The following is a 12654-nucleotide window of genomic DNA, read 5'->3' on the forward strand; positions in this document are numbered from 1 at the left end:
GCACTCTGGCCTTGTGGCAAATGCCGCAACTGCTCTCGCGTGAAACTTGCACAGTCTGACCGCCTCGCAGGTGTGCAAGGTTTCCTTGAGCATAATCAGCTTTGGCCAGATATCCACTTGCCGGCCTGCGCACTAGGCTTTGACCCAGCGCTGCCGGCTCCACGCACTCAACCAGTCGACCATAAACACCAGCACCAGCATTGCCAGAATCACCGTACTGGCCTGGGCTTCCTGAAACAGGCTCAGGCTCACATAGAGCATCTGACCCAGCCCGCCGGCACCGACAAAACCCAGAACGCTGGCCATGCGGATGTTGTTTTCCCAGCGGTACAGAATGTAGGCGAGCAGTTGCGGCGCCAGGTTCGGCAGGGTGCCGTAACAAAAGGCGAGAATCGGATTGCCACCCTGCAAACGAATCGCTTCGGCCGGTTGTGGCGGGGTGTTTTCCAGGGCTTCGGCGAACAATCGACCGAGCACGCCGGTGGTATGCAGGGCGAGGGCGAGGGTGCCGGCGTTCGGGCCGAGGCCGGCGGCGAGCACCATCAGCGCCGCCCAGACCAGTTCCGGAATCGCCCGCAAGGCGTTGAGCAGCAAGCGCGAGGCACTTTGCAGCGGCCAGCCGAAACGCCCGGCGGCAGGCAACGCAAGGACGATGCCGAACACCGCCGCGAGTAGCGTGCCGAGGGCCGACATGGCCAAGGTTTCCAGTGAGCCGTGGAAGATTGCCTTGAGGTAATCGGCGCTCAGGTCCGGGCTGAGAAAGCGCTGCACGTAAGCGCCCATCTGCTTGAGGCTGGTGGCGCTGCCCAGTTCACCGAGGTCGAGCCCCAGATAAGTGAACGAGGCAATCACGGCCAACGCGATGCCGGCGATCAGCAGCAGGTTGATCAAGCGATTCATGTCAGCCTCCAGCGCAGCAAGCGGCTGAGTTGGTCGGCGGCCAATACCAGGATCAGGAAACACAGCAGAATACTGGCGACTTCACCGCCGGCGAACATGCGGATCGACAGGTCGATCTGTTGTCCCAAGCCGCCAGCACCGACGAAACCCATCACCACTGACGCGCGAATCGCGCATTCCCAGCGATAAACCGTGTACGAGAGCAATTCCGACGCGACATTGGGCAGCGTGCCGTAAGCAAACGCCGCCAGACGACCACTGCCAGCCTGCAACAGCGCGTGCGCCGGACGCTGATCGGTGGATTCGAAAATCTCCGCGTAGACCTTGCCGAGCATGCCGCTGTAAGTGATGGCGATGGCCAGCACACCGGCCGCCGGGCCCAGCCCGACCGCGCGGACGAACAACAGCGCCCAGACGATTTCCGGCACGCTGCGCAATAAGATCAACAAACCGCGCACCGGCCAGCGCAGCAGGCGGCCCAGTCGACTGGGCACGCCACCGCGCGAAGCGGCAGACAGCGACAGCGCACGGCTGGCAATCAGGCCCGCCGGTATCGCCAAGACCAACGCCAAGGCCATGCCGGCGGTGGCGATAGCCAAGGTCTGCAGGGTGGCTTTGAGTAGTAACTGCAGAAACGCTTCGTCGTGCGCCGGTGGCCAGAATTGCGCGACAAAACGGCCCATTTCATTCTGGCTGTCGGGCAGCAATACACCCAGATTCAGCTCGCTGAGCTGGACGCCCGGCCACAGCAAGGCAATCGCCAACAGCGTCAGCAGCAGTCGTGGCCACGCCGCCGGATCGCGTGAATCGGCCTTCAGCATCGGGGAATCTGCACAGTCAGAGGCGCCACCACAGCGGTCGGCGATTGCAGTTTTTCGTTGGCGTACAACGCGTCGAGCATCTCGTGGCTGACTTGCCCGGAAGGACTGTCGAACAGAACCTGCCCGTCGCGCAGACCGATGATCCGTGGGAAGTGCGACAGCGCCAGATCGACCGCGTGCAGGCTCGCCACCAGCGTGACGTTGTGCTCGCGAGCGTGGCGCGACAGGATCGACAGGGTGTGCCCGGCCATCACCGGATCCATCGCCGACACCGGTTCATCAGCCAGCAGAATCTCCGGCGCCTGATACAACACGCGGGCGATGCCGACACGCTGCAACTGGCCGCCAGACAGTTGCCGGCAATGCGCGAACAACTTGTCGCCCAGATCCAGCCGCGCCAACGCCGCGCGTGCACCCGCCACATCCAGTGGATGCAACAGGTTCAGAAGACTTTTACCCAGACTCCATTGGCCGAGCTTGCCGGCCAGCACCGCTGTGACCACGCGCTGACGCGGCGGCAACGGCGGTGCCTGATGCACCAGGCCGATTCGCGCACGCAGGCGTTGGCGCTGACGGGCCGACAAATGCCAGGCACGCTCACCCAGCACTTCAATCTCACCGCTGCTGGGCCGCAGTGCGGTGGCCAGCAGGTTAAGCAAACTCGATTTACCGGCCCCGGACGGGCCAATGATGGCGACCTGTTCGCCGACGCCAATCTGCAAGTCGACACCGCGCAGGGCGTCGACTCCATTGGCGTGGCGCAGGCTGCCCTGGTTGAGGCTCAGGGTCATTTCAGCAGTTCGGCAGCGCGGGCGGCTTCCTCGATACCCTTGTAGTTCTCGGGCTTGGTGTCGATGAAACGGCTGGCGGCCTGCAGATCGAGAATCTTTTTCTGCTCAGGGTTGGCCGGGTCCAGATCAAGGAAAGCTTTTTTGATCTTCGCTGCCAGCGCTGGGTCGAGGGTGCCGCGCACGGTCCAGTTGTAATCGAAGTAGGTCGGGGTGGTGGCGAAGACTTTCACTTTGTTGGTGTCGACCTTGCCGGCATCCACCAGTTTCTGCCAGACACTGGCGTTCAGCACGCCGGCGTCAACCTTGCCGGCCTGCACCCAGGCCACGGTGGCGTCATGGGCGCCGGAGTAGGCGACACGGCTGAAATAGCCCTCAGGCTTGATGCCATCGTTTTTCAGCATGAAGTAACGCGGCATCAGGCTGCCGGAGGTCGACGACACCGAACCGAAGGCGAAGGTTTTGCCCTTCAGGTCGGCGAGGCTGTGTACGTTCGGGTCAGCGGTGATGAATTTGCTGGTGAACTGCGCGTCCTGCTCGCGCTGAACCAGCGGAATGACTGGCGTCGTTGCGTCAGTCTTCAAACGCGCCTGCACAAAGGTAAAACCGCCGAGCCAGGCCATGTCGAGGCGATCGGTCGCGAGGGCTTCAACCACTGCCGGGTAGTCGGCCACCGGCACGAACTGCACTTTCATGCCCAGTTGTTGTTCCAGATACGCGCCAAGCGGTTCGAACTTGCGTAGCAGTTCGGTCGGCGCTTCATCGGGAATCGCGCTGACGCGCAGAACGTCGGCGGCCTGAGCCATGAATGCAGAAAAGGACAGGGCCAGGCCGGCGGTCAGTGCCAGTGTTCGTTTGAGCATGGAATTCTCCGTTTCGTGAGCGTCAAAAAGTGTGAAGAGCTGAACCAGGGCGCTACGTGAGGGTAGACGAATCGGCGTGGTTATACGTATTCCCACGCGCAAAGGCCAGCGCCATCGGGGCTGCAGTGGTCAAAAACGTTCGTCGAGTATCGCCGGGAGCGTGAGCTCCTTGACGTAGCTGGCCGAGGACAGACTCAGGATCATGTCTGGCAGGCCCGAGGTTGATCCGGTGAGGATGATTCTGGGATGGGCGCTTTTCAGCAGGAGGGGAAGCAGGCGTTTGATCAACAGGATCGTTGCGCTGATGTTGCAACTGACGATGGCTTGCAATTCGTCGTCCGGACTGTCGAGAAAGTCATAGGCTGGATCGAACGCCGACTCTTCCCAAATGCCAAGGTTGTAGATCAGCGTATCCAGCCCGTCGTCGACAACCGCCTGCTCGATGGCGTGCGCGGCTTTGGCCGGGTTCATCAGGTCGGCTTCTACCCAGCGTACTGGGCGCTCTGCCTCGGACACCAAACCTTCGGGGCGCGTGCGGGACACACCCATCAGCGTGTCTCCCGCGTTACCCAAACCTTCGATAAACGCTCTGCCCAAGCCTTTACTGGCACCCACCACCAATATGTTCATCGATCCTCTCCCTGATCTGAATGCTGATGTGGGACAGCATGCAAACAGACGACCTCTGAAATGGCAAACGAATGGGTGTGTCCGGATATTTACGGTCAGCAGAATACTTATTCAGTAGCCTCAAAGGCCTCGTGGTACTTCACTTCTCCAGCAGGCAGGTCAGCGCCGAATGACAATACTTGAAAGTATTCCTGCGGCACACCGGGCAACGTCAGCTCAGGGTGATTCTTGAAGCCGAAACGCCCGTAATAGTCCGGATTGCCCAAGACCACGCAGCCAGCGCCGTCGAGATTTTGCAGTTGCGCCAGCGCGGCCTTCATTAAAGCCGAACCAATGCCTTGATGCTGATGTTCAGGCCATACCGAGATCGGACCGAGACCGTACCAATCGGTCGCGCCAGACGAAATCGTCACCGGAGAAATCGCCACATGGCCAACGATCTTGCCGCTTTCCTCGGCAACCAGCGAAACGCTCAGTTGGCCAGCATTGCGCAGTGCAGTGACGATGAACTGTTCGGTATGGCTTGAGTGTTCCTCGGTCTGAAACGCCGCTTCTGTCAGTTGCGAGATGATGTCGATGTCGTCGCGGTGTTCGTTGCGGATGGTCAGGTTCATGCTGATCCTTTTTCGGGTGTCTGAGTCGATAAGTGTTCGCAGCGCGGCGAAGATCGGTTCGGCAGCGGTGTGTTTCTTGCCGTAAGTCAGATTGAAACGGTAGTCGAAACCCGCCGGGTTCTGGCCCTGAGTGTGTTGCAGCAGGGTCTCGAGTTTGTCCAGCGCCTTGACCGCTTTCGCTTCGGCAGACTGGGCGTTTTCGTAGTCGTCCCACAACGCGAGAATGTCGTTTCTCAGGGTGTCATCGAGCGCGCGGGTCAGCAGCAGAAGGTCGTTGCGCTCTTGTTCGCCCTTATCGGGGAACGCGGCCTGATCGACTGCCGGGATGTCGCCGTTGATCGCTTCGCCCAAGTCGTGAATGACGCACATCTTCAGCACTTTAAGCAGGTCGAGCCCGGCCAACTCATCGGCGAAGACAATCGCCATCAGGCACAGGCGCCAGCTGTGTTCGGCGGTGCTTTCGGTGCGCCCACTAGAAGTGTGTGCGCTTCTGAGAACGTCCTTGAGCCTTTCTGCTTCACGCAGGAATTCGAGGCGTCCGCTGATTTTTTCGAGGTCCATGAACTTGCCCGGTGGTGGAACCGAGCAGCAAGCCTAGGCCCGATGCGGTTGAGCGTCCACGCATAAAATATGCGTTCAAAGCGTCTCGACCAGCCGCGCGGCAGTGCCGTCGGAGAGTGGAATGCGGGTCCAGCGGCACAGGCTTTGGTGAATCGGCACGAGGTCGGAGCCGTTGCTGCCAGTGACAAATTCCAGTGCCGGAGGTGCCTGCAACTCGCGCCAGCCCAGTGTGTCGAGCGCCCGTTCGTTGCTGGCGATTTCCGGCGTCACGAAACGCCACAGCGATTGCCCGAGCAATTCGCTCAACGGGCTGGCGAACTGCGCGGCGCGGGCCGGGGAACAGGCCAGTAAACGGTGGGTCAGGTCGCAGACCAGATGCACCGGTCGTGCGCTTTCGCACACCAATCGGGCGAGAGCCTGATCGGCCGCCGTGTCGAGGCGCGCGGCCAACAGTTGCTCGAGCTGTAGATGCGCAGCCGGATCCAGCGCCAGTACGCCGCTTTCCCAACGGGAAATGGTCGACTGGGTGACGTTGAACATCTGCGCGGCGTGGCTTTGTTTGACTCGATGCAACAGGCGCCAACGACGCAGGGCGATACCGGGCAGGGCAGGTTTGAGCATTGAAACTGACATGACGGCTGTCGGAAAAGACTAAAGGGTCGCCAGTCTGAAGACTGCCGACCCCTGCTGCAAATCGATCTGACGATCAGGCCGCTTCAGGCAACCTGGCAATCACCTTGATCTCGAAATCAAACCCATACAGCCACGTCACGCCAACCGCCGTCACCGTCGGATGCGGCGCATCACCCCAGAACTCGTTCAGCACCACATCCCAGATCGTCTCGAATTTCGACTGCGGGTCGACGATGAATACGGTGACATCAACCACGTCATCGAAGCTGGCACCGGCCTCTGCAAGGATTGCATTGAGGTTCGTGAAAGCCTGACGCACCTGGTTTTTCAGGTCCGGCTCTGGCGTGCCGTCTTCGGTACTGCCGACCTGTCCCGAGACAAACAGAAAACCGTTGGAGCGAATGGCTGGCGAGTAGCGATGGCGCTCATAGAGCGTGCGGCGTGCAGGTGGGAAAACAACATCGCGCTGAGTCATGGGGGTGTCTCCTTCATTTGAGTTGATGGAGCCACTGTAGGTATTTGCAGGCAGGCGATAAACGCGCAAGCTTGGCGTTCACTGTTTGTGAAATCCAAACAATCGAGGGGCTGACCTTGGACCGGTTTGATGCAATGCAGGCCTTCGCCCGGGTGGTCGAGGCGGGGAGTTTCACCAAAGCGGCGGAAACCTTGCACATGAGCAAGACCACCGTGACCCAACTGGTTCAGCAATTGGAGGCACGCCTGCGGGTCAAGTTGCTCAACCGCACCACGCGCAAGGTCAACGTTACCGCCGATGGCGCGGCGTATTACCAGCGGGTGATCCGCTTGCTCGCCGACCTCGACGATGCCGAAACCAGCCTGCCCGGCACGGCGTCTTCACCCTCGGGCCGGCTGCGTGTGGACGTGCCGAGTCCGCTGGCACGGCTGATTCTGGTGCCGGCCCTGCCTGAGTTTCACGCGCGTTATCCAGATATTCAGATCGACATGGGCGTCAGCGACCGCATCGTCGACATCATTGATGAGAATGTCGATTGCGTGGTGCGTGGCGGCGAGCTTATGGACTTGTCGCTGATGGCGCGCAAGGTCGCCGACCTGCAGTTGGGTGTATTCGCCGCACCGCAATACCTGGCACGCGCGGGCACACCTGTGCATCCACGGGAACTGGAAGACAGCCATCATCGCGTAGTCGGTTTCCTCTGGGCACGTACCGGCAAACCGGTACCGTATGCCTTGCACAACGCCAGTGAAAACCTGCACATCAAAGGGCGCCACGTGCTGGCCGTCGACGACGGCAACGCTTATCTCGCGGCAGGTCTGGCGGGCCTGGGCGTGCTGTGGCTGCCCACGTACATGTCCGCTGCGCATGTGGCCAGCGGCGAGCTGGTGCCGCTGTTCAAGGGTTGGCAGCTCGACTCGATGCCGCTTTATGTCGCGTATCCGCCGAACCGGCATGTCAGCCTGAAGTTAAGAGTGTTTATCGATTGGGTTGTGGCGTTGATGGCGGATTAACAAGGTGGTTCGTTTATTGCTTCCATGCGCAGTCATGCCGTCAAAAAACCAACATAACCGGCGATCCGAAAGTTTGCAGTGATGAGATGCAAAACTTTCGACCCTTGGAGCAACACCCAGATGAATATGTACATCGATATTGTCGGCGCCTGCAATCTGAGCTGCCCCTCTTGCCCGATGGGCAATTCGGAAAACCTCAACTTCAAAAAAGCCATGCAGCTGGACATGTTCAAACAGATCGTCGCGAAAGCGCGAACTGAAGGCGTCACGTCGATTTTTCTGTACAACTGGACTGAGCCGTTGGTGCACCCAAAAATTGGCGAGTTCATCGAAGTCATCAATGCCGCCGGCATGAGCAGCGGTGTCAGCACCAACCTCAACCTTGCCAAGAACATGGAAAAGGCCTTGTTGGCTGATCCGGGTTTCTTCCGTATTTCACTTTCCGGTTTTTACCAGGAAACCTACAAAAAGGGCCATGTAGGGGGGGATATTGAAGTTGTAAAACAGAACATGATTGCGTTGCACGAGATCAAACAACGATTGGGTTTGAGTACGCGTGTCGACGTCTACTATCACCGCTACCTCGATAACATCGATGAGGAAGCGCTGATGCGCGAGTTCAGTGAGCGCCTCGGTTTTCATTTCACCACCGGTTATTCGATCATGATGCCGCTGGAGAAGACGCTGGCCATTATCGACCGCGATCCTTCTGTCACCGATACCGATTATGAAACCCTGAAAAGACTGGCACTCCCGCCGTACGACGATCTGGTCAATGTCGCCCAGCAGCATCACCAGCAATCTTGCTCGCTCAAAGATAACTGGCTGGTAATCGACTGCAATGGCAATACGGTTTTGTGCTGCACGATCTTCAATCAGAGCGAATATCAGGTCGGCAAGTACCTCGACATGCCGGTTGCAGAACTCATGCAGCGCAAATCCACGCAGAAAAACTGCGTCGACATGTGCAGCCGCTGCGCTAACAAGGGCATGCATGTCTACTCGATGTTCCCCAATCAAGGGGTGCTGGAGCGCCATGCGGTCAATCGCATTCTTGATTTCGAGAATCTCAGCAGCCAAGGAATTACAGTGGACAGCGAACTGCTGGGGCGAGCGGGTGAGGTCAGTGCTGAAAATTTCGATGAAGCGCAGTACCTCCAGCTAAACGACGATGTCAGGCACGCCGTTGCCACCGGACAATTGAAAAGTGGCTATCAGCACTATGTGCTTCACGGCCGTCTGGAAGGAAGACTGGGTGCTGGTGTGTTCTCGGTGGTTTGATCTGGGCTCAGATGGGCTGATAACCAGGCGATAAAGCTTTTCGCCAGCGGATCATGCTCACTGTCGCGGTGGGTCAGCAGAGCCCAGTTCGGCCCGCGAATGGTGTTCTCGACCAAGGGTTGCAACAAGCCGTCAGCGCGCGCCTGACGGCTTAGCAATTGGCTGACCAGCGCGATGCCCAGCCCCGAACACGCGGCGTCGAGCAGCAATCCCGGATCGGAAAAATTCAGCCCCTGATCCTGCTGGCCGACGTCGATCCCGGCCTCGACCGCCCAATGACTCCAGTCCATTTCCCGCTCGCCATGCAACGTGGTGCGCTGTGCCGCCGGCAACGCTAAAACCCTCGGGTGACAGGCTGGAAAGAGCCGATCGACGTGCAGCACTTTGAAGCTGCATTCGGCCTGCGAGCTGATGTCGTCGCGCACCGCCAGATCAATGGTCTGGGTGGCCATGTCCGGCACTTCATCGGTGCTGTAAATCCACAGATCTACCTCTGGATGCTGCGCGCGAAAATCCGCCAAACGCGGCAACAGCCAATGCCGAGCGAATGCCGGCGTGGTGTTGAGCACCAGTTGATTGGGTTTCTGATACTGGCCCAGACGCCGAATCCCCACCGCCAATTGCTGCAGCATCGCTTGCGTGGTGCTGAGCAAATCGTGGCCGGCATCGGTCAATGCCACGCTGCGACCGCTGCGGAAAAACAGCGGCTGTTCCAGATAGGCCTCAAGGCTGCGGATCTGCTGACTGATCGCCGACTGCGTGAGGCTCAACTCCTCGGCAGCCTTGTGAAAACTGCCGAGCCGGGCGGCGGCTTCGAAGCCACGCAGAGAGCTGAGCGGCGGCCAGTGTTTAAGCATATCGATAAGCTCCTCTAATCAGTTATCCGCAAAATCCATCGTTTGTTTGCCGTTTTTATGGGTCGTAGCATAAGCCTATTGAACACAACGGCTTAACTAACGAGGCTTATCATGCAGCACAACGATAATAAAAACAGCGCTTGGATGATGCCGGCAGAGTGGGTAACTCACGCCGCGACGTGGATGGTCTGGCCGCACAACAAAGCGCTGTGGGAGTCGGGCTGGGGTGTGACCCTGGCGCAGGTGCAGGAAGATTTCGCTCGCGTCGCCAACGCCATCGCCCGTTTCGAACCGGTGAAATTGGTGGTCGATCCATCGGCCATCGCCAGCGCCAAAGCCTTGTGCGGGCCGAACATCGAGCTGATTACGCTGGCCGTGAATGACAGTTGGTGCCGCGATTCCGGCCCGACGTTTGTCTGTCATCCGCAGCAGGGGCTGGCCGGGGTGAGCTGGCGCTTTAACGCCTGGGGCGGCAAGTCGGCGCATGATCTGGACGAAAGTCTGGCGCGCCGCGCGCTCAATCACCTCGGCCTGGAATGCTTCGGCACGCCGCTGAGCAACGAGGGCGGGGCGATTCATGTCGACGGTGAAGGCACGCTGATCACCACTGAATCGGTGTTGCTCAACCCCAATCGCAACCCCGGCATGAGCAAAGGCGAGATGGAAGAGATCTTCAGCCGCTTGCTCGGCGTGAAGAAAACCGTCTGGCTGCCGGGCGATCCGGATTACGTCACTGGCGACATGACTGATGGCCACGTCGATGGCGTCTGCGCCTTCGCCCGTCCGGGTGTGCTGCTGGTTGACGCCACCCATGATCAATCGTCGGTGTACGCCGAAGTGGCGCGGGAAAACCGCCGAGCACTGGAACTGGCCACCGATGCCAACGGACGCAAATTCGAGCTGATCGAACTGTTCGAAGCGACCGATGCGGTCGACACCGAAGCCGAAGTGTTCTGCGCCTCGTACACCAATTTCTACATCGCCAACGGCGCGATCATCATGCCGGCGTATGGCATCGAGGCTGACAACGTCGCCGCCAAAGTGCTTGAGCGAGCCTTCCCCGGCCGCGAAGTGGTACCGGTGCGGATCAATCATTTGGCCCATGGCGGTGGCGGGGTGCATTGCATCACGCAACAGCAGCCGGCCTGGCCGCTGAGAGGTTGAACGCATGAGCATTCTGACCATCGCGACCACCCAGATGCCGTGCACCTGGGATTTACCCGGCAACCTTGATCGCGCCGAGCAACTCGTCCGTGACGCAGCGCAGCAGGGCGCGCAAGTGATCCTGTTGCAGGAGCTGTTCGCCACACCGTACTTCTGCATCGAACAAAGCCATCAACACATGGCGTTGGCCGAGGAATATCGCGACAGCCGTGTGCTCGCGCGCTTCGCCGCACTGGCCCGCGAGTTGGGCGTGGTATTGCCGCTGAGCTGGTTCGAAAGGGCCGGCAACGCCTACTTCAATTCGCTGAGTGTGGCCGATGCTGACGGGCGCCTGTTGGGTGTGTATCGCAAGACCCATATTCCCAACGCCATCGGCTATCAGGAGAAGGAATATTTCAGCCCCGGCGATACCGGTTTCAAAGTCTGGGACACCGCATTCGGCCGCCTGGGCGTCGGCATCTGTTGGGATCAGTGGTTCCCGGAAACTGCCCGTTGCCTGGCATTGATGGGCGCCGAAGTACTTCTGTATCCAACCGCCATCGGCTCCGAGCCGGGCTGCGCGGCGCTGGATTCCCGCGATCACTGGCAGATGACCATGCGCGGCCATGCCGCTGCCAATCTGCTGCCGGTGGTGGCGTCGAATCGGGTCGGTCGAGAAACCGCGACCACCGATTCGAACCTGCAAATGAGCTTCTACGGTTCGTCGTTCATCAGCGACCACAAAGGCCAATTGCTCGCCAGCGCTGACCGCGACAGCAGCGGTTTGCTGGTGCAGCGCCTCGATCTGGCGGCCATGCGCGAAGAGCGTTTGAGCTGGGGCATCTATCGCGATCGTCGGCCGGAGATGTACGGGCCGTTGCTCAGTCAGGACGGTCGCCACCTTCATGCACGCTGGAACACCCAAGGGGTTTGACATGGCTATCCATCACAAACGCTTGCGCGGCGCGATCGGTTTGGCGCTGGTCTGCTTGATACCGTCGCTGCACGCCGAAGACAAAACCCTGCGGCTGTACAACTGGGCGGATTATTTTGCCGAAGACACCTTGAGTCGCTTCACCGCCGAAACCGGGATCAAGGTGATCTACGACGTCATGGACGGCAGCGAAACACTGGAGGCGAAGATGCTCTCCGGCGGCAGCGGTTACGACCTGATCTTTCCCGGCGACACCGTCGCCGAGCGCTTGATGCGCGCCGGCAGCCTGATGCCGCTGGATCAAACGAAGCTGACCGAGCTGGCCGACATCGAACCCGGTTTGCAGAAGCTGCGCGGCCATTACGAGCACTCCAGCAAAGCCACGGTGCCTTACACCTGGGGCACCATCGGCCTGACCTACAACGAAGAACAGATCAAACAGCGCATGGCCGATGCGCCGGTGAACAGCCTCGACATGCTGTTCAAACCGGAGCTGGCGGCGAAGTTTGCCGATTGCGGCATCTCGATGATCGACTCGCCAGACGAAGCTTTGGCGGTGGTGCTCAATTACCTCGGTCGCGATCCGCGCAGCGGCAAAGCCGAAGATCTGGCAGCGGCCAGCGAGTTGCTGATGAAGTTGCGGCCGTACATCCGCAAGTTCCAGTCGCAACCGGTCACTGACCTGGTCAACGGCAACCTGTGCCTGTCGCTCGGCTACAGCGGCGACATGACCCAGGCCCAGCGCACCTCGGACAGTGCCGGCAAGCACACCAGGTTTCAGTATCGCGTACCTCGCGAAGGCACCACGGTGTGGATGGACACCATGGCCATTCCGGTCGACGCGAAACACCCGGAATACGCCTACGCGTTTATCAACTTCGTCATGCGCCCCGAGAACATGGCAGCGATCAGCAATTTCACCGGTTACCCGACCTCCAACGCCAAGGCGCGGGCGAGTGTCGATGAAAGCATGCGCGACAACCCGGATATCTACCTCGACGAAGCAACCTATGCTCGATTGATACCGGGCAAAGACATCCCTCAGGCCGACATGCGCGCGCGCATGCGCACCTGGACCAAATTCAGGACTGCCACTGGCAAATGATCAATGGCCGGCGTACGCGTCGGCCCTTCACTGAAA

Annotated in this window: 14 protein-coding genes; 5 read left to right on the top strand and 9 right to left on the bottom strand. The window is 59.8% G+C overall.

Going from position 1 to position 12654, the window contains the following annotated elements; all coding sequences use genetic code 11:
* Positions 1-132: 132 nt before the first annotated feature.
* From phnE to ACWR1S_RS00145, 8 genes are all read right to left on the bottom strand, one after another.
* The gene (phnE, locus tag ACWR1S_RS00110) at positions 133-900 is read right to left on the bottom strand and encodes a phosphonate ABC transporter, permease protein PhnE (protein WP_454561963.1); all 768 of its coding nucleotides are present in this window, start codon (positions 898-900) and stop codon (positions 133-135) included.
* Positions 897-1721, bottom strand: a complete 825-nt coding sequence (locus ACWR1S_RS00115) for a PhnE/PtxC family ABC transporter permease (protein WP_454561964.1) — start codon at positions 1719-1721, stop codon at positions 897-899. Before ACWR1S_RS00115 ends, phnE begins: the two co-directional genes overlap by 4 nt.
* The gene (locus tag ACWR1S_RS00120; RefSeq protein ID WP_454561965.1) at positions 1715-2512 is read right to left on the bottom strand and encodes a phosphonate ABC transporter ATP-binding protein; all 798 of its coding nucleotides are present in this window, start codon (positions 2510-2512) and stop codon (positions 1715-1717) included. Before ACWR1S_RS00120 ends, ACWR1S_RS00115 begins: the two co-directional genes overlap by 7 nt.
* Positions 2509-3372, bottom strand: coding sequence for a putative selenate ABC transporter substrate-binding protein (locus tag ACWR1S_RS00125; RefSeq protein ID WP_016987344.1), 864 nt, complete (start codon positions 3370-3372; stop codon positions 2509-2511). Before ACWR1S_RS00125 ends, ACWR1S_RS00120 begins: the two co-directional genes overlap by 4 nt.
* Before the next feature lie 129 nt (positions 3373-3501).
* Positions 3502-4002 carry an SDR family NAD(P)-dependent oxidoreductase gene (locus ACWR1S_RS00130; RefSeq protein WP_454561966.1) on the bottom strand — a complete coding sequence of 167 codons (501 nt, stop codon included), beginning with the start codon at positions 4000-4002 and terminating at the stop codon, positions 3502-3504.
* 107 nt (positions 4003-4109) lie between these two features.
* Positions 4110-5177 (bottom strand): bifunctional HD family hydrolase/N-acetyltransferase, encoded by a 1068-nt coding sequence (locus ACWR1S_RS00135; protein ID WP_454561967.1) that lies wholly within the window; start codon positions 5175-5177, stop codon positions 4110-4112.
* 75 nt (positions 5178-5252) lie between these two features.
* Positions 5253-5810 (bottom strand): helix-turn-helix domain-containing protein, encoded by a 558-nt coding sequence (locus tag ACWR1S_RS00140; RefSeq protein ID WP_454561968.1) that lies wholly within the window; start codon positions 5808-5810, stop codon positions 5253-5255.
* A 73-nt stretch (positions 5811-5883) separates the two neighbouring features.
* Complete coding sequence (locus ACWR1S_RS00145; RefSeq protein ID WP_454561969.1) at positions 5884-6285, bottom strand: RidA family protein; 402 nt, start codon at positions 6283-6285, stop codon at positions 5884-5886.
* 116 nt (positions 6286-6401) lie between these two features.
* Here ACWR1S_RS00145 and ACWR1S_RS00150 point away from each other — a divergent pair, with 116 nt between their 5' ends.
* Positions 6402-7298, top strand: a complete 897-nt coding sequence (locus ACWR1S_RS00150; RefSeq protein ID WP_454561970.1) for a LysR substrate-binding domain-containing protein — start codon at positions 6402-6404, stop codon at positions 7296-7298.
* Positions 7299-7424: 126 nt separating this feature from the next.
* The gene (locus ACWR1S_RS00155; RefSeq protein WP_454562183.1) at positions 7425-8579 is read left to right on the top strand and encodes a radical SAM/SPASM domain-containing protein; all 1155 of its coding nucleotides are present in this window, start codon (positions 7425-7427) and stop codon (positions 8577-8579) included.
* On the opposite strand, the gene ACWR1S_RS00160 is transcribed toward ACWR1S_RS00155, so the two are convergent.
* The gene (locus ACWR1S_RS00160) at positions 8528-9436 is read right to left on the bottom strand and encodes a LysR substrate-binding domain-containing protein (RefSeq protein WP_454561971.1); all 909 of its coding nucleotides are present in this window, start codon (positions 9434-9436) and stop codon (positions 8528-8530) included. The genes ACWR1S_RS00155 and ACWR1S_RS00160 overlap by 52 nt on opposite strands.
* Positions 9437-9547: 111 nt before the next feature.
* On the opposite strand from ACWR1S_RS00160, the gene ACWR1S_RS00165 reads away from it, so the two are divergent.
* Genes ACWR1S_RS00165 through ACWR1S_RS00175 form a run of 3 tightly spaced genes read left to right on the top strand, consistent with a single transcriptional unit; the run spans position 9548 to position 12618 of the window.
* Complete coding sequence (locus ACWR1S_RS00165; protein WP_454561972.1) at positions 9548-10600, top strand: agmatine deiminase family protein; 1053 nt, start codon at positions 9548-9550, stop codon at positions 10598-10600.
* A 4-nt stretch (positions 10601-10604) separates the two neighbouring features.
* Entirely contained in the window at positions 10605-11513 is a 909-nt protein-coding gene (gene aguB, locus ACWR1S_RS00170; RefSeq protein WP_454561973.1) for an N-carbamoylputrescine amidase, read from the top strand.
* A gap of 1 nt (position 11514) precedes the next feature.
* Positions 11515-12618, top strand: coding sequence for an extracellular solute-binding protein (locus ACWR1S_RS00175; protein ID WP_454561974.1), 1104 nt, complete (start codon positions 11515-11517; stop codon positions 12616-12618).
* The last annotated feature ends 36 nt before the right edge of the window (positions 12619-12654 follow it).

The organism is Pseudomonas sp. AIG (genome assembly GCF_977020205.1).

Bases quoted from the DNA above. Each gene is read 5' to 3' on its own strand.
- ACWR1S_RS00165 (WP_454561972.1), top strand. From the start codon at position 9,548: ATGCAGCACAACGATAATAAAAACAGCGCTTGGATGATGCCGGCAGAG.
- ACWR1S_RS00130 (WP_454561966.1), bottom strand. From the start codon at position 4,002: ATGAACATATTGGTGGTGGGTGCCAGTAAAGGCTTGGGCAGAGCGTTT.
- ACWR1S_RS00160 (WP_454561971.1), bottom strand. From the start codon at position 9,436: ATGCTTAAACACTGGCCGCCGCTCAGCTCTCTGCGTGGCTTCGAAGCC.
- ACWR1S_RS00125 (WP_016987344.1), bottom strand. From the start codon at position 3,372: ATGCTCAAACGAACACTGGCACTGACCGCCGGCCTGGCCCTGTCCTTT.
- ACWR1S_RS00145 (WP_454561969.1), bottom strand. From the start codon at position 6,285: ATGACTCAGCGCGATGTTGTTTTCCCACCTGCACGCCGCACGCTCTAT.
- ACWR1S_RS00155 (WP_454562183.1), top strand. From the start codon at position 7,425: ATGTACATCGATATTGTCGGCGCCTGCAATCTGAGCTGCCCCTCTTGC.
- ACWR1S_RS00115 (WP_454561964.1), bottom strand. From the start codon at position 1,721: ATGCTGAAGGCCGATTCACGCGATCCGGCGGCGTGGCCACGACTGCTG.
- aguB (WP_454561973.1), top strand. From the start codon at position 10,605: ATGAGCATTCTGACCATCGCGACCACCCAGATGCCGTGCACCTGGGAT.
- ACWR1S_RS00175 (WP_454561974.1), top strand. From the start codon at position 11,515: ATGGCTATCCATCACAAACGCTTGCGCGGCGCGATCGGTTTGGCGCTG.
- ACWR1S_RS00120 (WP_454561965.1), bottom strand. From the start codon at position 2,512: ATGACCCTGAGCCTCAACCAGGGCAGCCTGCGCCACGCCAATGGAGTC.
- ACWR1S_RS00140 (WP_454561968.1), bottom strand. From the start codon at position 5,810: ATGTCAGTTTCAATGCTCAAACCTGCCCTGCCCGGTATCGCCCTGCGT.
- ACWR1S_RS00135 (WP_454561967.1), bottom strand. From the start codon at position 5,177: ATGGACCTCGAAAAAATCAGCGGACGCCTCGAATTCCTGCGTGAAGCA.
- phnE (WP_454561963.1), bottom strand. From the start codon at position 900: ATGAATCGCTTGATCAACCTGCTGCTGATCGCCGGCATCGCGTTGGCC.